The following is a 20,660-nucleotide window of genomic DNA, read 5'->3' on the forward strand; positions in this document are numbered from 1 at the left end:
CATGGGGATCTACTTCCGCAAGCGCACCAAGGTCGGCAAGGATTCCTGGCTCAATTGGTCGAAGTCCGGGGTTTCGGGTTCGAAGCGCGTCGGGCCGGTGACCGTCAACAGCCGCGGCGGATTCTCCGTCCGCCTGGGCAAGGGCCTGAATTTCCGGGGCCGCTGGAAGTAATAGGTGCTTGACGACGACCACCTGGTCGTCGCAAAGTCCCCGGGAACCTGAAGGCGCGGCGCACGTCAATCGACGCGCGCCGCGCTTTCGCGTGCCGGCCGCCCGTTAGTCGGAAGTGGCCAGCCTGCCGGAGGAGCAGGAGAGGTAGGTGCCATTCGCGGAGATGGCGTCGAAGTTCTCGATCACGCTGCCCCTGATCTTCGCGGACGGGCAGCTGTCGCCGGCCTTCCAGTTGTTCCGGGAGTCGTTGAGCACGTAACCCAGCTTGCGGAAGTTATGCCGATTCGAGTTGCCCTTCGAGTGGGAGAAGGAGCGCACCCAGTTCTTGTCGGACTCGCGCAGATCCTTGCTCAGCACGATGTCGACGGTGCTGTTCGCCTTCCTGGCGCGGTAGTCGAAGCAGAACGCCATGCGGCCAGTGCCGGTGGTGGTCATGCCCCAGTCGCCGTTCCGGCAGGTGTCGCTGTCCACGGTGGCCACGCGCTTCGCCTCGGCGGCGGGCGCGGTGTCGGCGACGGCCGGGGCGAAGACCAGGCCCGTGGCGGCGGCCGCGGCCAGTCCGCAGGACGCGATGGCGCGGAGGAAAGTACGGCGGGTGATGTGGGTGGTGGCGCGGCCGGTGGTGTGGTCGGAGGTGCGGGTGGTCGAGTTCATGATGGCTCCCATCGGGTCGGTGTTGCTGTGGTGTTCGGGATCGTCGTGATCGTGGTTCCGGTGGTCGGGGTTTCGCCCGTCCTTCACCAATGAAGCTATGACCCGCCCGCCGCACAGTCACCGGGAAAGATCCCCCGCGTCTTCCCGCCGTTCCCGTGGCGGGGGGAGGGACGCGGCGGTCGGGTGGCATGGGGTGGGCCGGAAGCCGGAAAGCCTGGCCGATCGACGGTTGCTGCGGCACGATGGGTGACATGGCAACAATCGTCGTTCTCGAACCCCGCGACGTCCCCCTCGGCGGCTACCGCGCCATCACCGTGCGCCGCACCCTGCCGCACATCGAGCGCACCAGCGTCGACCCCTTCATCTTCGCCGACCACTTCGGCCCCACCGAACCCGCAATGGACGTCGCCCCGCACCCGCACACCCACCTGGCCACCTGCACGTGGCTGTTCTCCGGCCGGGTGCGCCACGACGATTCCGCCGGCCACCACCTCGACGTCGTCCCCGGCGACACCGTCCTCATGGTCGCCGGAAACGGCATCGCCCACTCCGAGTACTCCTGGCCCGACGGCCCCGACCTCCACGGCGTGCAGCTGTGGCTCGGCTACCCCACCGACGAACGCCACGCCGACCGCGGCCTGCACCACTTCACCACCCGCGCCATCACCCACGGCGGCGTCACCGCCCGCGTCTTCCTCGGCGGGCTCAGCGGTGAGGTCGGCGGTGAGATCGGGGGAGTGGAGGCCGACTTCGGCTCCTCGCCGATCCCCGCCCCGCGCCGCGCCCTCGCAGCCGAGCTCCGCATGGAACCCGGCGCCGCCCTCACCCTGCCGCTCGGCCGCGAGGTGGCCATCCTCGTCGACTCCGGCTCGGCTGAACTGGAGGACGGTGCTGGATCCAGCGCCATCGCCGGCCCCGCCGCCCTGGCCCACTCCCGCGGCGTCGTCTCCGAGGCGACCATCACCGCCGGCGACGACGGCGCCGTCCTGATCCTCCTGGCCGGCGACCCCTACGGCGAAGACTTGCTGATGTTCTGGAACTTCGTCGGCGAAGACGAATCCGCCGTCCGCTCCGCCCGCGAGGACTGGGAAAACGCAGAGACCCGCGCCTCCCGCTTCGGCGTCGTCGAAGGCTACCCCGGCTTCGACGGCGAACCCACCCGCGCCCAAATCGACCGGATCCCGGCGCCGCCGATGCCGTCGGTGAAACTCCGCCCGCGCCGCAACAAATAGCCCCTCAGCACGTCCCCTCCGCCCCCGGGGTATCCGGGCCGCCCATCACGGAGACCAACCACCCGAACGCCTCATCCACCGTCAGCTGCCACGCCAGCCCATGCGACGCCTCGCCGAGATCCTCGTCGACCTCCACGTACGTCACGTTCGCGCCGGCTTCGCACCAATCCCGCACCAGCCGCCGCGCACCCTCGACGGGAATCACGTCATCCTGCACGTTGTGCGTCACGAACACCGGCATCTCCGGCGCGACCGTACCCAACCTCTGCTTGTCGACGGCCGCCCTCAACCCCGGCCCGGCCCCCGAACCCAGGTGCCGCGCAAAAGACTTCCCGTCGCGCGTGAAATCCGAGGAATCGCGGTGCCCCCACAACGCCAACGTCGCGCCGACGCACTGGGCGGCGGTGTCGTCGAGGAACCTGCGGCCCTCCTCACCGAGCATCGCCGTGACCTCCTCGCCGACCCCCGGATACGCCGTGACCAGCCCGTTGAGGGCGTACCCCATCGCCCCCGACAACGCCGACCCGTCGATCTCCTCCGCCGTCGACGGCACATCCGCCGGCACCCCGCCCGCATACACCGCCCGAATGTTCAGCTCCGGGGCATGCTCCGCCGCCAACTCCGCCGCCGCAGCCGTCGCCGCACCGCCCTGCGAAAACCCGAACAGCGCGATCGGCGTCGCCTCCTTCGCCTCCTCCGACTCCCGCGGCAACAACGACTCCGCCGCCCGCGCCACATCGAGCACCGCATGCCCCTGCGCCTCGCGCACCAGATACGTGTGTCCGCCCGGAGTGCCCAACCCCTCGTAATCCGTGATGGCCACCGCCCACCCCAAATCCAGGAAATGCGTCGACGGCGGCGGGGGAGCGGTGCCGAACTGCATGGTCAACGACGGCGCACAATTATCCGCCGACCCCTGCGTCCCCGGGGCGATGACCAACAACGGCCGCGGCCCATCACCCGTCCACTTCGCCGTCGGCTCCAACACCGAACCACTGACCACGTTCGACGCCCCATGCGCATCCGTCGACGCGTACACGATCCTCCGCGCCGCAGCCACGCTCGGCGACTCCACCGACAACGGCATCTCCGTGACCACCGTGCCCGGCTCCCGCACCACCGGCGGCGGCTTCGCCCGCCCCGCATCGGCGCCCTCGAACCCGCCACCCGAACACGCCGACACCCCGAAACACACCACCACCACCAGCAACGCCGCGACCAGGCGGCGCCGCATCGGGCCACCCGCCACCATCGAAGCGCTCATGACGCCAGCCTATCCTCCCGCCCGGACCACCCGACCATGCCGTTCGAACACCGCCGTCCGCCGCGCCCTACCGAGGCAACCGAAACCGCCCATCTGCCTCCTGCACCGCCAAACCATCATCGAGCAGCGAAAACAACGCCCGCGACCGCTGCGCCGCATCCGGCCACACCGCATCGAGCACCGCCCGCTCCACCGGCGACTCCGACCCCCGCAACACATCCAACAACTTCCCCCGCACCTGCCGATCCGTGCCCTCGAACTTCTGCACCCGCCGCTTCGCCGCCGCCAACTCCTCCTCCGACGGCCCCGGCGACCCCGCCGCCACCCACGCACACGACCCCCGCACCGGACACTCACCGCACGCCGGCGACGTCCGGCACACCGTCGCCCCCAACTCCATCCACGCCACCGACAACTCCGCCGCCGCCGACGGATCGTCGTAAAGCAACCCCTCCACCACATCCAAATCCGCCCGCCTATGCGGACCCGGCAAAAACACCCCCTGCCGATGCCGCCGCAACACCCGCCGCACATTCACATCCACCACCGGCGTCCGCGCCCCGAACGCAAACGCCGCCACCGCCCGCGCCGTGTAATCCCCGATCCCCGGCAACGCCAACAACGCCCCCACATCCGACGGCACCCGACCCCCATGTTCCGCGACGATCACCGCCGCACACTCCCGCAACCGCAACGCCCGCCGCGGATACCCCAACTTCCCCCACTCCCGCAGCACCAGATCCGCCGGCGCCGCCGCCAACTCCTCCGGCCCCGGCCACAACCCCATCCACCGCCGCCACACCGGCGCCACCCGCGCCACCGGCGTCTGCTGACTCATCACCTCGCTGACCAAAACCCCCCACGCCGACGTACCCGGCTCCCGCCACGGCAAATCCCGGGCATTGACCCGAAACCAATCCACGAGGCCACCCCGCCAATCCCCGCTTGCCGACGAACCCCCGGAATGCGTTGATTTCAAAAGACGATTCACTCCATTCTGCGAACTACGAGCACAATGGATGGTATGCCACGCACCCCTGAAACAGTCTGGAAGCAACTGCTCGAGGGAAACCGCCGGTTCATGGCGGGCCACTCCGCCCACCCGAACCAGGACCCCTCCCGCCGCGAGAAGCTGACCGCCGGCCAAAACCCCGCCGTCGTCGTGCTGTCCTGCTCCGACTCCCGCGTCCCCGTCGAAATCATCTTCGACCAAGGCCTCGGCGACGTCTTCGTCATCCGCACCGCCGGCCACATCACCGACCTGTCCGTACTGGCGTCCCTCGAATTCGCCGTCGACTCCCTCGGCGTCAACCTCGTCGTCGTCCTCGGCCACGAATCCTGCGGCGCCGTCAAAGCCGCCCACGCCGCCCTCGACGGCGGCGACCTGCCCGGCGGATTCCAACGCGTCCTCGTCGAAAAGGTCACCCCCTCCCTCCTCGCCGCCCGCAAGGACGGCCAAAACACCTCCGACGAACTCGAACGCCGCCACGTCCGCGAAATCGTCAACCACATCATCGACCGATCGCCCGAAATCAAAACCCGCCTCGCCGAAGGCACCGTCGGCGTCGTCGGCATGCGCTACCACCTCGGCGACGGACGCGCCGAAGTCGTCGTGACCAAGGGAGTCAGCGAAGACCCGCTAATCTGATTGCCGTGACCAACCGACCGCTGCCCCCCGAGATCTACCGGCGCCGGCGAATCGCCGCGCTGGTTCTGCTGCTCGCCCTGATCCTCGTGATCGCGGGCATCATCAGATGGGTGGCCGGCGGCTCGGACCAGGACACCGACCAAGCGGCCGACACCAGCGAACCGGTCACCGTCACCCGCGACGACGGCGTCGAAAACACCTCCGCCCCCGGCAAACACTCCTCCGAGCCGTACACCACCACCGACACGGCCGAAACCTCCGAAGCCGCGACGAAGGACACCTGCGAACTCGGCGACCTCATCCTCACCGTCACCGCCGACAGCCCCAACTACGGCGCCACCAACCCCCGCTTCGCCCTGACCCTGGCCAACCCCACCGGCGGCGACTGCGAAATCGACCTCGACGAAGACACCCTCCGCTTCGAGGTCTACGACATGGTCACCTACGAACGCATCTGGTCCGACCTCGACTGCCACGACTCCGAAGGCAGCGGCACCGAAACCATCGAAGCCGGCGAAGAAGCCGTCTACGACGTCAACTGGTCCCGCAAGAGCTCCGCGCCCGGCAAGTGCACCGAAACCGACCGACAGGAAGTCGGCTCCGGCAGCTACCTCGTCTACGGTCTCGTAGGCGACCGCAACTCCGACCCCTACACGTTCAACATCCGCTGACCCGCCGCCCGGCTACGTCAACCGGTCCAACCCCTGCCGCACGTGCCGCGCCCACAACGGGCCCACGCCCTCCAACGCGGCCAAATCCTCGGTCTGCGCCCGCAACAACGACGGCAACGTCACGAACCGCGCCACCAGCTTGTCCATCAGCGAATACTGCATCCGGGGCACCCGCGCCAGCGCACGATAACCACGCGGATCGACGCGCTCGTCCAACGACTCCGCGTCCGTCGGGAATCCCAACACCTGCGCCACCGCCCTCGGCCCCAGCAAATCCGGATCCGGCAACTCCGCCAGACCCGCCAACGCGGCGTCCACGTCGGCCTCGTCGGGAAGCCCCGAAGCCGTGACCAGGTAATCGTGCAGCAACAACCGCGCATCGGGGGCCGTGTCGGCGACGAGCTCCCGCAACTGCACGTCCAGCTGATGCCCATCCGACCCCAACGCCACCACGTCCCGCGACACCGACTGCGCCGCCCGCCGCAGCAACTCCGACAACCGCAGCACCCCCACGACCTCCGACGCCGACGCGAACCCCGCCATCTCCGCCTCGAACAGCTCCTCCGACTCCGCGTCCAGCCGCGCCCGGTACCTCTCGACGGTACCCAGCGCCTGATTCGCCCGCGACAGAATCTCCGCCGAATCCTTCAACACATGCCGCACCCCATCGGCATACACCGTGATGATGTTCATCGACTGCGACACCGCAATCACCGGCACCCCCGTCTGCAACGCCGTACGCTCCGCCGACCGATGCCGCGTCCCCGACTCATCCGTCGGCAGCGACGGATCCGGCACCAACTGCACATTCGCCCGCCGAATGCGAGTGCCATCCGTCGACAGCACAACCGCGCCATCCATCTTGCACAGCTCCCGCAACCGCGTCGGCGCGAACGCCACGTCTATCTCGAACCCGCCGTCGCACAGCGCCTCGACGTCGTCGTCGAAACCGAGCACGATCAACGCGCCCGTCCGCCCCCGGCGGATCCTCTCCAGCCCATCGCGGATACCGGACCCCGGGGCGAGGGTTTTCAGCAGGTCATGGCTAAGTTCGGACACCACGCCAGCTTACCGCCACCTAATCCAGGGCCGCGTCGATCGCCTCCGCGATGGTTCCCACCCGCACCAGCCACAGCCCCCGGGGAGCCAGCGACGAATCCGTCTCCGCCGGCACCACCGCGCGAGTGAAGCCCATCCGCGCCGCCTCCTTCAGCCGCCGCCCGATGTCGGGGACACGGCGAACCTCCCCGGCCAGCCCCAACTCGCCGATGACCACCATGTTCTCCCGCACCGGCCGCTGCCGCACCGCCGACGCCAACGCCACCCCGACCGCCAGGTCCGACGCCGGCTCCATCAACGTCATGCCGCCAACCGTTGCCACGTACAGCTCCCGAGACGCCAACCCCCGCATGTCCGGGCCGTGCTGCGCGACGATCGCCGCGACCATCGGCACCCTCCGCTGATCCAGGCCGGACACGTTGCGACGGTTGCCCTTCGCCTCCTCGCCCGACACCACCAAGCCCTGCACTTCCGCCAACATCGGCCGACGGCCCTCCATCGCCACCGTCACCGCCGTACCCGGGGTGGGGGAGCGGTGATGCAGAAACAGGCCCGACGGATCCTCGACCTCCCGGATGCCGTCGGCCGTCTGCTCGAAACACCCCACCTCGTCGGTGGCGCCGAACCGATTCTTCAGGCCCCGCAAAAACCGCAGCCCCGAATGCCGGTCGCCCTCGAAGTTCAGCACCACGTCGACCAGGTGCTCCATCGTTCTCGGACCCGCGACCGTCCCGTCCTTGGTCACGTGCCCCACCAGCAGCACCGCGATGCCCGACTCCTTCGCCAGCGCCGTCAACGCCGCCGTCACCGCCCGCGCCTGCGCCACGCCGCCCCGAGTGCTCTCGACCCCGGCGGCCTGCATCGTCTGCACCGAATCGACCACCAGCAGCCCCGGCTTCACCGCCAGCGCCTGCTCGATGACCTCCCCGACGTCGGACTCTGCGGCGAGATACAAATCGTCGTGAAGCGCCCCCGTCCGCTCCGCGCGAAGCCGAACCTGCCCCACCGACTCCTCGCCCGTCACGTACAGCGCCGGACCCAGCTCACCCGACGCGCACCGGTACGACACCTCCAGCAGCAGCGTCGACTTGCCCACCCCCGGCTCGCCCGCCAGCAACACCACCGACCCGGGCACCACGCCGCGGCCCAGCACCCGGTCCAACTCGCCGATGCCCGTGGGCACGGCCTTCGCCAACCCCGGATCGACCCCCGTGATCGGCGTCGCCGCGACCGCCGGCGGCCCGGACGCGGAAGAGACCGCGGACCCGGCCGAACGCAATCGTCCGGCCGGTTCCGCGGCCTCGGTCAAAGAACCCCACTCCCCGCACGAAGGGCACTGGCCCACCCACTTGGACGCCCGCCAGCCACAGGCGGAGCAGCGGTAGGACGGCCCCTTCGCCACGGAGCCTACTGCTGGTTGATCTGGCCGACGGCCTGCTCGGCCGCCGGGCTGTCAGCGTCGGCGTCGGTGACAGCGCCGTTGGCCGGCTTCGAGGCCTCGGCAGCTTCGGCGCCCTCGGCCAGGCCGTCGGCGCCGCGGTCGACCGCGCCGGCCTCCGGGACGTAGGCGGAGATGGTCACGAACATCTCGATCGTCTCGGTGCCCTCCGGGCCGTCGAACGTGAAGGTCACGTTGCGGTTCTCGCCGGCGGCGGTGGCCTTGTCGCCCACCAGCGTCTCGGCGTCCAGCGAGGTGGCGACGTACGTGATGCACGCCGCGTTGTGCTCGGCGACCTCGGAGTACTGCTCGACGGCGCCGGCGTAGTCGGCGACCAGCTGGCAGTCGCGCGGGATGGCCAGGTCACCGTCGGCGGCGGACTCGTAGTTCTTGGTGGAGGTGACCGTGGTCAGGTCGACCTTGCCCGCGCCCTCGACCTCGACGGATCGGAGGGTGTAGGCGGCGTCGTTCGAGCGCTCCTGGTTGGTGGCGGAGAACTTCAGCGCCGCGTCACCCGTGTCCGGGTCGACGACGATGTGCGCGTCGCGGATGGCGATGCCGCCCGGGATGGCCTCCTGGACGTTCTGCGCGCCGTCGACGGCGGCGACCTGGTTGGCGGTCTGGGAAATCTGGCCGGCGCCGCAGGCGGCGAGCGCAACGGCGGAAGCGGCGGCGACGGTGGCGAGGGCACCGCGGCGGACAACCGACTTGAGGGTCATGAGTTCGTGTCCTCCATCATCTAGGGCAACTTGAGGATTGGGGTCTGAAAAACTGGGTTCTGCAGTTGAGAACCCACCTTAGTGTCCTCAAAGGCTCTTCTCATACTAGCGGTACTTTGCAGGGGGGTCATGATAGGGTGGAGGGCCGTTGAAAGGGGCGTGGACACCACATGGAATTCAGCGTCGGCGATACCGTCGTCTACCCGCATCACGGGGCCGCGAAGATCGAGCAGATCATCGAGCGCGAACTGAACGGGGAGCCCGTTCAGTATCTCGTCCTCCAGATTCTGCAGAGTGACCTGAACATTCAGGTTCCGGCCATGAACGCCGAACTGGTCGGCGTGCGCGATGTCGTGGGCGAGGAGGGGCTGCGCAAGGTTTTCTCCGTTCTCCGTGAGACCGACGTCGAGGAAGCCGGCAACTGGTCGCGTCGCTACAAGGCCAACCAGGAGCGCCTCGGTTCCGGCGACATCAACAAGGTTGCCGAGGTCGTCCGCGACCTGTGGCGCCGCGATCAGGACCGTGGCCTGTCCGCCGGTGAGAAGCGAATGCTGAGCAAGGCCCGCCAGGTGCTGGTCGGCGAGCTGTCCCTCGCCGAGGGCGTCGACGAGGAGAAGACCACCGAGCTGTTCGCCCGCATCGAGGCCACCATCGAGCGTCACCAGGCGCTGGCCGACGAGGCCGCCAACTCCGCCGAGCCCAAGGCTGCGGACGCGGTCGACCTCGACGCCGAGGCCTAGGCCCCGGTGGGAATGCGGGTCACCGCCCTCGTCGCCGCGGCCGGTCGCGGCACGCGGCTCGGGGAGCCCATCCCCAAGGCGTACGTCCAGCTGTGCGGCCGTTCCCTGGTGGAACGTTCCGTCGCGGCGATCGAGCGGTCGGAGGCCGTCGACGACATCGCCGTCATCGTCTCCGACGACATGATGGGGTATGCCCGTGAGCTTTTCCGCCGGGCCAAAGCCGCCGGCCGGATTCGCACCGACGTCGAGTTCATCGTCGGCGGTGGAGAGCGCATCGATTCCGTTTGGGAGGGCATGCGCACCATGCCCGATGACGGCGTCGTCCTGGTGCATGACGCCGCTCGCGCCCTGACTCCTCCGGGCATGATCGCCCGCGTCGTTCGATCCGTCCTCGGGGGCAGTGACGCGGTCATTCCCGTCCTTCCGGTCGCGGACACGATCAAGGAAGTCGCAGGCGATGTGGTCGTGGGCACTCCCGACCGTTCTTCCCTCCGTGCGGTGCAGACTCCGCAGGGGTTCCGCCTGCCCTTGTTGCGCCGTGCGTACGAGGATCACTTCAACCGTCCCGCCGATGAAGCCCGGCACGCCACCGATGACGCGTCCCTCGTGGAGCGTCTCGGGGTCCCGGTCCACGTCGTCCAGGGCGACCCGATGGCCTTCAAGGTGACCACCCCGCTCGACTTGGCGTTGGCGACGCAGATCGCCGAAGAGGCCGAGTCCACCGAGTTCGAGATTTCCGGAGAATGACATGACCGACGCACCCATCATCATTCCGCGCGTGGGCATCGCCACGGACGCGCACCAGGTTCAGGAGGGGAAGCCGTGCTGGATGGCCGGCCTCCTTTTCGAGGGGGAGAACGGGTGCGAGGGCCATTCCGACGGTGACGTCGTGGCCCACGTCATCGTCGATGCGTTGCTTTCCGCTTCCGGCCTCGGCGACCTCGGTAGTTTCGTGGGCGTCGGTCTGCCCGAGTACGACGACGTTTCCGGGGAGCAGCTGCTCAAGGAGTGTCGCCAGCTGCTCGAGGACAACGGTTTCGTCATCGGCAATGCCGCGGCCCAGATGATCGGCAACCGCCCGAAGATGGGGCCGCGCCGCGAGGAGGCCGAGAAGGTCCTGTCCGGTTACATCGGCGCCCCGGTCAGCGTGTCCGCCACGACGACCGACCACATGGGCTTCACCGGTCGCGGCGAAGGCGTCGCCGCCGTGGGTACCGCGGTCGTCTGGAAGAGGGCCGACGCGGAGTAGTTCCGCCCCGATCTGCGCCCTCATGCCGCGGCTCCGCTCCGGTTGTTAAAGCGAACTTGGCGCGTTCCGTCCGGGCCGACCGGTCGGGCCCATCCGGTTCGGCCTCGAGGGTGTTCCGTCCTGGGCGTCATGTGTCCGCGCCGCGGATCCGCCCGAGTGTCGTCGTTATCGGAATGATGTCGCCGGCATAGCAGGGTCAGGTTTTCCAGGTCCGTGCCTCCGCCCAGCAGCCAGGCGACGAGATGGTGTGCGTCGCAGGCATCAGGTGGCCGTCGGCAACCGGGGTGCTGGCAGGTGCCGTCGAGAAGTTGCAGAGCGATACGTTGTTCCAGCGTCGCGGACCGCTTCGTTCGCCCGAGTTCCAGCTGTGCATCTACGGTCGGTGCGTCCGGGTCCAATACTGCGGCGTACATCTCCTCTGACAGCCCAAGCCTCAGCAGGTCGATCAGTCCCAGCTCGATGCCGGAACCCGCCTTCACGGTGACGCGGGTGGGGTGCACCCCCGGCCGGTGTATCGGCGGTGATTGCTGGTTTTTCGGGGATGTTCCGGTTGCCGCCGCCAAGTCGTCGACGTTCAGTGCGGCGATGACCGTGCACATCGGCTTGCCCTTGACCCGCGGGTGGGCCTCGTGCGCCGTCCGCAGGGCCATGCCGATCGCGTCCGCATTGCGTTGGGCAGGCGTTCGCCCGTCGTCGTGGCTGCCCTTCTTCACGCCGTGTGCGAGCAGCCATGCTTCCAGCAGCGCCAGGGTCGCCGCGTCGAGGTATCCGTTGATCTTGGCTCCGCCGTCCCCATCTTGCTTGCCGACGCTCAGCCTGCGTTTCCGGTGCGCCGCATTCGGATCCCGCGGGAAGCATTTGTTGTGTTCCTTCACCAGTGCGCGGCACAGCGGGCCAGCTCCATGCGGGCCGTGGGCGGGGGAGCGGGCGATCACTTCGCCGGCGATATCCGCTGGGGTCCGTTCCACCCGGTCGTCCAGTGCGTCGAGTTCCTTCGCCATGTCGGAGATGCCTTTCATGGTCATGTTGCCGGCGCGGAGGGCGGCGTGGGCGGATGCGGTGATCTCCGGGTGTTCGCTGAGGAAAGCGGATGCCCGCACCCGCGTCGTTGCCTCGTGTCGCGTCAGTTTCAGCTCTTCGACGAGGAAGTCGTCGGGACGCGTCGTCCCCAGCACTCGCGACATCTGCTCGGCTGCCACCGTTGCCGTTATCCGCGCGTCGATGACCGCGAGCCCGCGTCGCGCAGTCTCGAACCTCTTGAGCGCGGGCATGAGCCGCATCAGAGTGGCTGCCGCCAGTTCGCTTGATTCGTACAGATAGGCGAGCACGGTCAGCGCTTCAGTGGCTGTCGTCAACAATGCGATGAACTCTTCGGTGGTGGCCTGTGCCCTGCCCGTCAGTCCGCTCCGGTCGTTGATTCGCCTGCTGATCTTGTCGTCCATGGCCGCCCGTCCCCCCTCGCTGTATGGCGCATGCCGGATTCTCTGGCTCCGATGTTAAGGGCAGTTGCGGTCGCTCGCAAGTGCGAATCGGAAATTAATCGAACGTTCATTCGGTGTTTGGCGGTCGCTTTTGGATGGGTGACAATTGGGGCGCAAGTGGCGAAAGGGGCGCATGATCGTCGTAAAGCGAATCTGTTCACGCGCACCGATAGCTGATGCCTGCGGGGTAAATGCTCCTTATCGAACGCCCCGCGAACCGCGGGTGAACAACTGTCGTCCCAGCAGCCGAGATCCCCGGTCATGCGCCGCGCAAGTGTTCGGGAGACTCCCGTGCGACCGCTACACTCAGGGGCGTGAACTTCCGAATCTTCGATACCGCCACCCGTGAGCTGCGAGATTTCGAGCCCATCCGCGAGGGGCACGCTTCCGTGTACCTGTGCGGAGCCACCCCGCAGGCGATGCCGCACATCGGCCACGTGCGTTCGGGCGTCGCGTTCGACATTCTTCGGCGCTGGCTCCTGGCGCAGGGGCTCGACGTCGCGTTCGTGCGCAATGTGACGGACATCGACGACAAGATCCTGACCAAGGCCGCCGAGCACGGTCGCCCCTGGTGGGAATGGGTTTCCACCTACGAGCGCGAGTTCACCTGGGCGTACGACCAGCTGGGCGTGCTGCCGCCGAGCGTCGAGCCGCGTGCGACCGGCCACGTGACGCAGATGGTCGAGTACATGCGACGGCTGATCGACAACGGTTACGCGTACGACGTCGACGGCAACGTGTACTTCGACGTTGATGCGTGGGCGTCTTCGGACGGCGGCGACTACGGAGCGCTGTCCGGCAACCGCGTCGATGAAATGGAGCAGGGTGAACCGGATTCCCCGGGCAAGCGGGGTCCGCACGACTTCGCGCTGTGGAAGTCCGCCAAACCGGGTGAGCCGTCGTGGCCGACTCCGTGGGGCGATGGCCGGCCGGGCTGGCACCTGGAGTGCTCGGCGATGGCGACCTACTACCTCGGCGGTGAGTTCGACATCCATTGCGGCGGGCTGGATCTGCAGTTCCCGCACCATGAGAACGAGATCGCCCAGTCGCACGCGGCCGGCGACGGTTTCGCGCGGTACTGGATGCACAACCACTGGGTGACGATGTCCGGCGAGAAGATGTCGAAGTCTCTCGGCAACGTGCTGTCCGTGCCGCACATCCTCGAGCTGGTGCGCCCCGTCGAGCTGCGGTACTACCTGGGCAGCGCCCACTACCGTTCGGTGCTGGAGTACTCGGAGGAGGCGCTGCAGGAGGCCGCCGCAGGCTACCGGCGCATCGAGGCGTTCCTCAATCGCGCCGCGGACAAGTTCGGTGAGGTCGAGATCGGCGAGCGCACCGAGGCTTTCGACGCCGCCATGAATGAGGACCTCGCCGTGCCGCGGGCCCTGGCCGAGCTGCACAATGCGGTCCGCGCGGGCAACCAGTTGCTTGCCGACGGTGATGACGTGGAGGCCAAGAAGACCGCGGGATCCGTGCGGGCCATGGCGTCCGTGCTGGGATTCGACCCGCTGTCGGAGAAGTGGGCCGCGTCAGGAGGCGATGACGACAAGGCGATGCACGCCCTGGGTGTTCTCGTCGGCCATGAACTGGAGGCGCGCAAGACCGCGCGGGCGGAGAAGGACTGGGCCGCCGCAGATGCCGTGCGGGACCGTCTCACCGAAGCCGGCATCACGGTCACCGACACCGCCGACGGGCCGAAGTGGTCGCTGGGGGACTGACGGGAAACGGCCGAGGGTAACGGGCATCACGCGAAACGACGGCCGCATGAAACGACGGCCACACGGAACGATGACGACAACCGGAACGAACGCGGCGAACGCGACGAAGGCGAGAGGCTGAACGATGGCGGGCAATTCCCAGCGACGGGGCGCGGTGCGCAAGTCGAACAAGAAGGACGCCGGGGGCTCCGGCGGGCAGAAGAGAGGCCTGCGCGGAAAGGGGCCGACCCCGAAGGCGGAGGACCGGGTCTACCACAAGGCCTACAAGCAGGCGCAGCAGAAGCGCCGCCGTGACCAAGGCCGCCACGAGAAGGTGTCGGACGGCACCGAGCTCGTGGTCGGACGCAACCCAGTCGTCGAGTGCCTGCACGCCAAGGTCCCGGGCAGCACCCTGTTCGTGGCGCTGGGCACGGACAACGATGAGCGGCTGCAGGAGGCCGTGCGCATCGCCAACGATCGGGCCATTCCGATTCGCGAGGTTCCGCGACATGAACTGGACCGGATGACCGGCAACTCGCTGCATCAGGGCATCGGCCTGCAGATCCCGCCGTACAAGTACATGGCGGTGGAGGATCTGCTGGAAAAGGTCGTCGACTCCGGCGAACCCGGCTTGATCGTGTGCCTGGACAACATCACCGACCCCCGCAACCTCGGTGCGGTGATTCGTTCGGCCGCCGCCTTCGGCGGGCATGGCGTGGTCATTCCCGAGCGGCGGTCCGCGGCGGTCACGGGCGTCACGTGGCGTACCTCCGCCGGTACGGCCGCTCGACTGCCGGTTGCGCGGGCGACGAACATGGTGCGTTCGCTGAAGCAGTTCCAGAAGGCGGGCTACCAGGTCGTCGGCCTCGATGCCGGTGGCGAGCACACCCTGGACACCTATGACGGCACGACCCCGACCGTGGTTGTGGTCGGCTCGGAGGGCAAGGGGCTGTCGCGTCTGGTCCGGGAGACCTGCGACACGATCATGTCGATCCCGATGGCGGGATGGGTCGAATCGCTCAACGCGTCGGTTGCGGCGGGCGTGACGCTGAGCGAGTTCGCGCGCCAGCGCCGGGCGGCCGCGTCGAAGTAGACCGCGGCGAAATAGGTCGAAGGAGGTCGAACCAGAGCGCAGGGACAATCGGACGGCCCCAGTGCGGGGTGGAGTGGGGGCACGACTCGGAGTGAAGGAAGGGGGGGATCAGGGAGCGGGATGGCGCCCTGCCCAATCGGGGTGGTCATCGAGGGAGCCACCGGTCGGCCCATCTGGGATGGCCGGGGCAGCCGAGCCAGTAGGGGCAGTCGGGGCCGTCGGGGGAGAGGCCCAACGGCCGGCGGAGACCTCGTCGCGGGTGGCGGAACGGCCCCGGTACCAACCGAGGAAGCGGCAGACCAGGTAGATGACGAACGAAATCGTGGTCACGAAAACGCTCACCGGCATGCCCGGCGCCAGCGACAGGATCACACCGCCGACGGCGGCGACCTCGGCGAAGATCACCGACAGCACCACCGCCTTCACGGGCGACGCGGTGACGTACGCGGCGGCGGCGCCCGGGGTGATCACCAGGGAGATGATCAACAGGGCGCCGACGATCTGCACGCCCTGCGCGGCGGTCAGGCCGATCAGCACGGCGAACAACACCGACATCGCCCGGACGTTGATGCCCGACGCCGCCGCCATCACGGGGTCCGCCGACGCGAAGAGCAGCGGCCGCCAGAACAGCGCCACCACGGTGATCACCAGCGCCGCCACGCCGGCCAACAACCACACCGACGCGCTGGACAGGCCGACGATCTGGCCGGTCAACAAGGCGAACGCGGTGGTCGTGCGCCCGGGATACAGGTGGATGAACAAAACGGACAAGCCCATGCCGAAACTCAAGACCACGCCGACGATCGCATCCTGGCTGCCGCGCATCCCCAACAAGGCCAAAACCACGGCGGCCAACACCGAACCGACGATCGCACCGCCGCCGACGCTGACCCCGGCCAGCAGCGCCGCCGACGCGCCCATCAGCGCCAGCTCCGACGTCCCGTGCACGGTGAAACTCATCTGGCGCATGACCACCAACGGAGTGATCACGCCGGACACCAGGCCCAGCAGCGCCGCGGCGATCAACGCCGACTGGACGAACCCGACGTTGAGCAACGTCTGGGTGTCCGCCACGAAGGTGTTGAGCCACCCCATCGCTCCGCCCATCAGACCACCACCAGCTTTCCGCCGACGGTCGCTACGGTGATTTCGGTGCGGTACAGCTCGGACAGGGTTTCGGACGTCATGACCTCCTCGACGGGCCCGACCCTGTGCCCGTGCGGCGTGATGTAGAGGACCCGGTCGCAGTAGCCCAGGATCGGGTTGATGCCGTGGGTGACGAAGACCACGGCGGTGTCGTGCAGGCGGCGGCGCCGGTCGAGCCGCTCCACGGCCGCTCGCTGGGCGGCGGGGTCGAGGCTGAGGAGGGGCTCGTCGCAAAGCAGCAACGCGGGATTGTTGACCATGGCCTGCGCCTGCCGGGCCAGCTGCTGTTGGCCGCCGGACAGGGTGCCGACGCGACGGTCGGCGATGCCCTCCGCACCGACTTCGGCCAGCGCCTCGTCGATGCGGGCGCGCGACGGGCTGCGGCGAAACACGCCATGGGCGGACGAGAGCCCCACGAGGTCGCGGACGCGCATGGGCAGGTCGGGGTCGAACATGCGCTGCTGCGGGATGTACCCGACGGTCGACGCCGTGCGGACGGTGCCGGCGGTGAGTTTGCGGGTGCCGAGGGCGGCGCCGATCAGGGTCGACTTACCCACGCCGTTCGGGCCGAGCACCGCGAGGAATTCCCCGGGCCGGACCTGCAGGTCGAGGTCGGACCACAGCGGTGCGACGGCCGCGCCGGCGAAGGTGAGCGGATGCACCTACTTCTTCTCCAGGGAGTCGAGGATGCGGTCGTACAGATCGAAGAAGTTTTCGTTGGAGTCCGGCGACTCGTAGACGTTGATGATGCGCAGGCCCTTCGACTGCGCGGCCTGCATCAGCCGCTCGGAGACGTGGTTGCGGGTCTGGGGCGAGTCGATGAGGAAGTCGAGGTCGCCGGATTCGATGAGCTCGAGCATTTCCGCGACGTCGGCGGCGGCGGGCTCGGATTCGCTGAGGGTCGCCGAGCGGTAGCCCTCGGGGGTGATGTCCTTGATCTTGGTGTCGGCGATGATGTCGTCGGCGAGGGGGTGGGTTTGGGCGGTTTTCGCGGAGGGCAGGTCGGCCTTGCGGTCCTCGATGTCCTCCATGCGCTTGACGACGTCCTCGTCGGATGCGTCGAGATCCCAATGGGCGTTGATTTCGTCGGCGAGAGTCGACGCGAGGGACGTCACGGCGTCGGTGTTGTACCAGATGTGCTCGTTGACCTCGTGGTCATGACCGTGGTCGTGGTCGTGAGCGTGGTCATGGTCGTGGCCGGCGTGGTCGTCGGCTTCGGCCTCGTCCTCGTCCTCGTGTGCGGCGTGGTCGTGGTCGTGGTCCCCGTGATCGTCCTCGCCGTGGCCGTGGCCGTCGAAGCCGTCGCCTTCGATGGCGGTGAGGATGATCGCGGAGGAGTTGGAGGAGGCGGCGTCGGTGAGCCAGGCGTCGTAGTGTCCGCCGCCGGCGAGCAGGACGTCGGCCTGTTCGACGAGCGCCATGTCGGCGGCGGTGGGCTGGTAGGAGTGCGGGTCGAGGTCGTTGGATTCGATGATCGGCTGGATCTCGACGCCGTCAGCGTCACCGACGACCGCGTCGGCGACGTCGGCCCAGACCTTGGTGGAGGTCACGATCTTCACGACGTCGTCGGAATCGCCGACGGCGTCGGTGGTGCCGTCGTCGGAGCAGGCGGTGAGGCCCATGGTCAGGCCCGCGGCGGCTGCGGCGGCGAGGGCGGAGCGGAGGAAGGGGTTCTTCATGGGGCGCATCCTAACGCGACAATGAAAACCATTGCCAACTGGGTTTGTGGTGGGGTCCGGCGATCCGGGGCTTCGAGTACATTCAAGTGCGTGCGCATCGAAGATTCCGTAGACCCGTCCGAGTCCGGTTCGGGCCGTTCGGGCCGTTCGGCGCCGGCGGTCCGAGGCGGGGCCCGGCGTGGGGGCCGTCGTTCCCGGGGCACGTTGGCGTCGATCGCGGCGGAGTTGGGGGTGTCGCGGACGACGGTGTCGAACGCGTACAACCGGCCGGATCAGTTGTCGCCGGAGCTGCGGGAGCGGATTCTGGCGCAGGCGGAGGCGCAGGGGTATCCGGGGCCGGATCCGATGGCGCGGAGTTTGCGGATGCGTCGGGTCGGTGCGGTGGGCGTGTTGTTCACGGAGCAGTTGTCTTTCGCGTTCGACGATCCGGCGTCGGTGGATTTTTTGGCGGGCCTGTCGGAGGAGTGCGGGCTCCGCGGGGATTCGTTGCTGGTCATTCCGGCGTCGTCGGCGGAGGGGGAGCCCGGGGATGTGCGTGACGACGGCTCGTCGCAAGGCCCTTCGCCGGTGGGGTCGGATCCGCGGTTGTTGATCCGCCAGGCGGTGGTGGATTCTTTCGTCGTGTATTCGGTGGCGGAGGATGATCCCTTCCTGCGGGCGGTGTTGGAGCGCGGGTTGCCGACGGTGATCTGCGATCAGCCGACGGGCGTGGCGGGGGTGCCGTTCGTGGGCATCGACGATCGTGAGGCGATCAAGCCGGCGGTGCGGCATTTGACGGAGTTGGGGCACCGTGAGGTGGGCGTGCTGTCGGTGCGGTTGTCGCGGCGGCGGAATGATGGTGCGGTCACGGCCGAGCGGTTGGCGGGGGCGCGTCATCACGTGCAGCGGTCGCGCGTGGAGGGGGCGTTGGAGGCGCTGGCGGAGGCGGGTGTCGACGCGGCGGACGTGCCGATCGTCGAGCGTCACCTCAACGACCCCGCCAACAACTACGACGCGGCCCGTGAGCTGCTCACCGCCCACCCGAATCTCACGGCGGTGGTGTGCACGACGGATACGCAGGCGCTCGGGGTGCTGCGGTATGCGCGGGACAACGGCATCCGGGTTCCGGAGGATCTGTCGGTCACGGGGTTCGACGGCATCGACATCGCCCGCCACATGGGCGTGACCACGATCATCCAGCCCAACCGGGACAAGGGCCGTGCCGCCGGCGCCGCGCTGGCGGGTGGGGAAACGAAGGTCATTTTGCCCACGGAGTTCCTGGCGGGCAGGACGACGGGCACGCCGCGAAACTAGGAGGCCGGGACACTAGGAGACCTGGGCTTCGCGGGCGTCGGCGAACCGGCGGAGGAATTCGGTCACGGCCGCGGTGTCGGGGAGGAACGCCTTCGCGGCGCTGGGGCCGTCGTCGGGGGAGCCGACCTTGATGCCCAGGTCGCCGTGGGTGAGGCAGCGCAGGGCGGTTTCGTCGGTGACGTCGTCGCCGATGAACAGCACGGCGTCGGCGCCGTATTCGGCGCGGGCGGCCTCGAGGTAGCTGCCCTTGGTCACGTCGAGGACGGCGAGCTCGAGGATGTCCTTGCCCTCCGTGACGTGGACGCCCTTGATGGGGCGGAAGAAGGACATGGCGTGGTCGAGGACGCGGCGCTTGCGCACGGCATCCTCCAGCAGCCGCACGTGGAGGACGCGGGCGGCGGGTTTGCGCTCCACCCACACCCGATCGTCGTCGGCGTCGGCGAGGACTTCGCGCAGCCGCAGGTCGACGGCCTCGAGCAGCGCGGACTCCGCCTCCGACAGGGCCAGTCCGTCCTGAGGTTCGGCGCCGTGGCTGCCGACGAGCCGGGCGACGTGTTCCATCCCGGACAGGTACCGCAGGTCGCGCAGCTGCCGCCCGGAGAGGATGACCACCTCGGTGCGGGGCAGCGCGGACAGGCGCGACACCAGCTCGAGGTTGCCTTCGCGGGGGCGCACGGCCATCGGGTCGTCGCCGAGATCCGCCAGGGTGCCGTCGAAGTCGAGCGCGACCAAAACGGTGTCGGCCGAAGCGACGGCGTCGATGGCGGACTGGGACGGTGACTTGTTGCTCACGTCGCCCAGCCTACGCAACGGTCCCGCCCCGGCGGCGCGGTTGGAGGCGGCCATGGGTAAAGTGCGGCCCATGACGCACACCGACCCCCGCCCCGCCCCCATGGAGACGTTCGACGAGATGTCCATCCGCAAGGCGTTCGGCGAATTCGCGACGGGCGTGACCATCGTCGCCTCCGACGACGGCGAACCGGTCGGTTTCGCCTGCCAGTCGTTTTCCTCGCTGAGCTTGAACCCGCCGCTGGTGCTGTTCACGGTGATGAAGACGTCGCGGTCGTGGCCCCGCATCGAGGCGACCGGTCGGTTTTCGGTCAACGTGCTCACCGAGGACCAGCGCGACGTGTCCGCCGCGTTCGGCCGCCGCGGCCCCGACAAGTTCGCCCACGGCGAGTGGATCCGCTCCGACCTGGGCAACCCGTTGCTGCGCGACTGCGCCACGTGGATCGACTGCACCATCGAGGCGGTCCACGAGGCCGGCGACCACTTCATCGTCGTCGGCGCCGTCGCCGAGATCGGGCATCGGTCGGATTCGCGGCCGCTGCTGTACCATCGCGGGTCGTACGCCAACGTCGTCGCCGCAGGCGAGGACGCCCCGGCCGGCGAGAGCTGGCGCCAGCGCCCCTCGGTGTAGCCCGG

At 68.6% G+C, this 20,660-nt stretch carries 22 protein-coding genes; 11 read left to right on the forward strand and 11 right to left on the reverse strand.

Annotated elements, in window-relative coordinates:
- The first annotated feature begins 1 nt into the window (after position 1).
- Positions 2–172, forward strand: coding sequence for a DUF4236 domain-containing protein (locus HMPREF3121_RS12385; RefSeq protein WP_141742978.1), 171 nt, complete (start codon positions 2–4; stop codon positions 170–172).
- A gap of 105 nt (positions 173–277) precedes the next feature.
- Here the strand turns inward: HMPREF3121_RS12385 and HMPREF3121_RS05180 are convergent, their stop codons facing one another.
- Entirely contained in the window at positions 278–826 is a 549-nt protein-coding gene (locus HMPREF3121_RS05180) for a hypothetical protein (RefSeq protein WP_141742979.1), read from the reverse strand.
- Positions 827–1,077: 251 nt separating this feature from the next.
- On the opposite strand from HMPREF3121_RS05180, the gene HMPREF3121_RS05185 reads away from it, so the two are divergent.
- Positions 1,078–2,058, forward strand: coding sequence for a pirin family protein (locus HMPREF3121_RS05185; protein ID WP_168161369.1), 981 nt, complete (start codon positions 1,078–1,080; stop codon positions 2,056–2,058).
- A gap of 4 nt (positions 2,059–2,062) precedes the next feature.
- Here the strand turns inward: HMPREF3121_RS05185 and HMPREF3121_RS05190 are convergent, their stop codons facing one another.
- Both HMPREF3121_RS05190 and HMPREF3121_RS05195 read right to left on the reverse strand, forming a co-directional pair.
- Positions 2,063–3,322, reverse strand: a complete 1,260-nt coding sequence (locus HMPREF3121_RS05190; protein WP_070520602.1) for a lipase family protein — start codon at positions 3,320–3,322, stop codon at positions 2,063–2,065.
- 67 nt (positions 3,323–3,389) lie between these two features.
- Entirely contained in the window at positions 3,390–4,301 is a 912-nt protein-coding gene (locus tag HMPREF3121_RS05195; RefSeq protein WP_070520605.1) for an HhH-GPD family protein, read from the reverse strand.
- 45 nt (positions 4,302–4,346) lie between these two features.
- Between HMPREF3121_RS05195 and HMPREF3121_RS05200 the strand changes: the two genes are divergently transcribed.
- Both HMPREF3121_RS05200 and HMPREF3121_RS05205 read left to right on the forward strand, forming a co-directional pair.
- Positions 4,347–4,970 carry a carbonic anhydrase gene (locus HMPREF3121_RS05200; protein ID WP_168161370.1) on the forward strand — a complete coding sequence of 208 codons (624 nt, stop codon included), beginning with the start codon at positions 4,347–4,349 and terminating at the stop codon, positions 4,968–4,970.
- A gap of 5 nt (positions 4,971–4,975) precedes the next feature.
- The gene (locus HMPREF3121_RS05205) at positions 4,976–5,641 is read left to right on the forward strand and encodes a hypothetical protein (protein WP_070520611.1); all 666 of its coding nucleotides are present in this window, start codon (positions 4,976–4,978) and stop codon (positions 5,639–5,641) included.
- A 12-nt stretch (positions 5,642–5,653) separates the two neighbouring features.
- Here HMPREF3121_RS05205 and disA read toward each other — a convergent pair whose 3' ends face one another.
- The 3 genes from disA to HMPREF3121_RS05220 are packed head-to-tail and all read right to left on the reverse strand — an operon-like array spanning position 5,654 to position 8,857.
- Positions 5,654–6,700 (reverse strand): DNA integrity scanning diadenylate cyclase DisA, encoded by a 1,047-nt coding sequence (disA, locus tag HMPREF3121_RS05210; protein ID WP_246816077.1) that lies wholly within the window; start codon positions 6,698–6,700, stop codon positions 5,654–5,656.
- Positions 6,701–6,719: 19 nt separating this feature from the next.
- The gene (gene radA, locus HMPREF3121_RS05215; RefSeq protein ID WP_070520617.1) at positions 6,720–8,102 is read right to left on the reverse strand and encodes a DNA repair protein RadA; all 1,383 of its coding nucleotides are present in this window, start codon (positions 8,100–8,102) and stop codon (positions 6,720–6,722) included.
- 5 nt (positions 8,103–8,107) lie between these two features.
- Complete coding sequence (locus tag HMPREF3121_RS05220; RefSeq protein WP_070520620.1) at positions 8,108–8,857, reverse strand: hypothetical protein; 750 nt, start codon at positions 8,855–8,857, stop codon at positions 8,108–8,110.
- Between the two features lie 170 nt (positions 8,858–9,027).
- Here HMPREF3121_RS05220 and HMPREF3121_RS05225 point away from each other — a divergent pair, with 170 nt between their 5' ends.
- The 3 genes from HMPREF3121_RS05225 to ispF are packed head-to-tail and all read left to right on the forward strand — an operon-like array spanning position 9,028 to position 10,846.
- Positions 9,028–9,597 carry a CarD family transcriptional regulator gene (locus HMPREF3121_RS05225; protein WP_070520623.1) on the forward strand — a complete coding sequence of 190 codons (570 nt, stop codon included), beginning with the start codon at positions 9,028–9,030 and terminating at the stop codon, positions 9,595–9,597.
- Positions 9,598–9,609: 12 nt separating this feature from the next.
- Positions 9,610–10,344 (forward strand): 2-C-methyl-D-erythritol 4-phosphate cytidylyltransferase, encoded by a 735-nt coding sequence (ispD, locus tag HMPREF3121_RS05230; RefSeq protein WP_209651905.1) that lies wholly within the window; start codon positions 9,610–9,612, stop codon positions 10,342–10,344.
- A 1-nt stretch (position 10,345) separates the two neighbouring features.
- Positions 10,346–10,846, forward strand: a complete 501-nt coding sequence (gene ispF, locus HMPREF3121_RS05235; protein ID WP_070520627.1) for a 2-C-methyl-D-erythritol 2,4-cyclodiphosphate synthase — start codon at positions 10,346–10,348, stop codon at positions 10,844–10,846.
- A 20-nt stretch (positions 10,847–10,866) separates the two neighbouring features.
- Here ispF and HMPREF3121_RS05240 read toward each other — a convergent pair whose 3' ends face one another.
- The gene (locus HMPREF3121_RS05240; RefSeq protein ID WP_070520629.1) at positions 10,867–12,288 is read right to left on the reverse strand and encodes an HNH endonuclease signature motif containing protein; all 1,422 of its coding nucleotides are present in this window, start codon (positions 12,286–12,288) and stop codon (positions 10,867–10,869) included.
- 353 nt (positions 12,289–12,641) lie between these two features.
- Between HMPREF3121_RS05240 and cysS the strand changes: the two genes are divergently transcribed.
- Complete coding sequence (cysS, locus tag HMPREF3121_RS05245; protein WP_070520632.1) at positions 12,642–14,045, forward strand: cysteine--tRNA ligase; 1,404 nt, start codon at positions 12,642–12,644, stop codon at positions 14,043–14,045.
- 124 nt (positions 14,046–14,169) lie between these two features.
- On the forward strand, positions 14,170–15,117 hold the full coding sequence (gene rlmB, locus HMPREF3121_RS05250; RefSeq protein WP_070520635.1) for a 23S rRNA (guanosine(2251)-2'-O)-methyltransferase RlmB: 948 nt from the start codon (positions 14,170–14,172) through the stop codon (positions 15,115–15,117).
- Between the two features lie 108 nt (positions 15,118–15,225).
- Here the strand turns inward: rlmB and HMPREF3121_RS05255 are convergent, their stop codons facing one another.
- From HMPREF3121_RS05255 to HMPREF3121_RS05265, 3 genes are read right to left on the reverse strand one after another with little or no spacing between them, the layout of a single operon-like run.
- A complete protein-coding gene (locus tag HMPREF3121_RS05255; RefSeq protein WP_371327324.1) occupies positions 15,226–16,224 on the reverse strand; it encodes a metal ABC transporter permease in 999 nt (332 codons plus the stop codon).
- A complete protein-coding gene (locus tag HMPREF3121_RS05260) occupies positions 16,224–16,925 on the reverse strand; it encodes a metal ABC transporter ATP-binding protein (RefSeq protein ID WP_070520638.1) in 702 nt (233 codons plus the stop codon). The genes HMPREF3121_RS05255 and HMPREF3121_RS05260 overlap by 1 nt, the downstream gene beginning before the upstream one ends.
- Entirely contained in the window at positions 16,926–17,942 is a 1,017-nt protein-coding gene (locus tag HMPREF3121_RS05265) for a metal ABC transporter solute-binding protein, Zn/Mn family (RefSeq protein WP_070520641.1), read from the reverse strand.
- Positions 17,943–18,146: 204 nt separating this feature from the next.
- On the opposite strand from HMPREF3121_RS05265, the gene HMPREF3121_RS05270 reads away from it, so the two are divergent.
- A complete protein-coding gene (locus HMPREF3121_RS05270; protein WP_070520697.1) occupies positions 18,147–19,235 on the forward strand; it encodes a LacI family DNA-binding transcriptional regulator in 1,089 nt (362 codons plus the stop codon).
- A 12-nt stretch (positions 19,236–19,247) separates the two neighbouring features.
- Here HMPREF3121_RS05270 and otsB read toward each other — a convergent pair whose 3' ends face one another.
- On the reverse strand, positions 19,248–20,027 hold the full coding sequence (gene otsB / locus HMPREF3121_RS05275; RefSeq protein WP_070520699.1) for a trehalose-phosphatase: 780 nt from the start codon (positions 20,025–20,027) through the stop codon (positions 19,248–19,250).
- A gap of 70 nt (positions 20,028–20,097) precedes the next feature.
- Between otsB and hsaB the strand changes: the two genes are divergently transcribed.
- Entirely contained in the window at positions 20,098–20,655 is a 558-nt protein-coding gene (gene hsaB, locus HMPREF3121_RS05280) for a 3-hydroxy-9,10-secoandrosta-1,3,5(10)-triene-9,17-dione monooxygenase reductase subunit (protein WP_083291303.1), read from the forward strand.
- Positions 20,656–20,660: the final 5 nt, after the last annotated feature.

The sequence above is a fragment of the Corynebacterium sp. HMSC11E11 genome, from assembly GCF_001807025.1.
Classification (GTDB): domain Bacteria; phylum Actinomycetota; class Actinomycetes; order Mycobacteriales; family Mycobacteriaceae; genus Corynebacterium; species Corynebacterium freneyi.

Excerpts from the sequence above, each read along its gene's own strand:
- HMPREF3121_RS12385 (WP_141742978.1), top strand. The coding sequence starts at position 2 with ATGGGGATCTACTTCCGCAAGCGCACCAAGGTCGGCAAGGATTCCTGG.
- HMPREF3121_RS05180 (WP_141742979.1), bottom strand. The coding sequence starts at position 826 with ATGAACTCGACCACCCGCACCTCCGACCACACCACCGGCCGCGCCACC.
- HMPREF3121_RS05185 (WP_168161369.1), top strand. The coding sequence starts at position 1,078 with ATGGCAACAATCGTCGTTCTCGAACCCCGCGACGTCCCCCTCGGCGGC.
- HMPREF3121_RS05190 (WP_070520602.1), bottom strand. The coding sequence starts at position 3,322 with ATGAGCGCTTCGATGGTGGCGGGTGGCCCGATGCGGCGCCGCCTGGTC.
- HMPREF3121_RS05200 (WP_168161370.1), top strand. The coding sequence starts at position 4,347 with ATGCCACGCACCCCTGAAACAGTCTGGAAGCAACTGCTCGAGGGAAAC.
- HMPREF3121_RS05220 (WP_070520620.1), bottom strand. The coding sequence starts at position 8,857 with ATGACCCTCAAGTCGGTTGTCCGCCGCGGTGCCCTCGCCACCGTCGCC.
- HMPREF3121_RS05225 (WP_070520623.1), top strand. The coding sequence starts at position 9,028 with ATGGAATTCAGCGTCGGCGATACCGTCGTCTACCCGCATCACGGGGCC.
- ispD (WP_209651905.1), top strand. The coding sequence starts at position 9,610 with ATGCGGGTCACCGCCCTCGTCGCCGCGGCCGGTCGCGGCACGCGGCTC.
- ispF (WP_070520627.1), top strand. The coding sequence starts at position 10,346 with ATGACCGACGCACCCATCATCATTCCGCGCGTGGGCATCGCCACGGAC.
- HMPREF3121_RS05240 (WP_070520629.1), bottom strand. The coding sequence starts at position 12,288 with ATGGACGACAAGATCAGCAGGCGAATCAACGACCGGAGCGGACTGACG.
- rlmB (WP_070520635.1), top strand. The coding sequence starts at position 14,170 with ATGGCGGGCAATTCCCAGCGACGGGGCGCGGTGCGCAAGTCGAACAAG.
- HMPREF3121_RS05255 (WP_371327324.1), bottom strand. The coding sequence starts at position 16,224 with ATGGGCGGAGCGATGGGGTGGCTCAACACCTTCGTGGCGGACACCCAG.
- HMPREF3121_RS05265 (WP_070520641.1), bottom strand. The coding sequence starts at position 17,942 with ATGAAGAACCCCTTCCTCCGCTCCGCCCTCGCCGCCGCAGCCGCCGCG.
- hsaB (WP_083291303.1), top strand. The coding sequence starts at position 20,098 with ATGACGCACACCGACCCCCGCCCCGCCCCCATGGAGACGTTCGACGAG.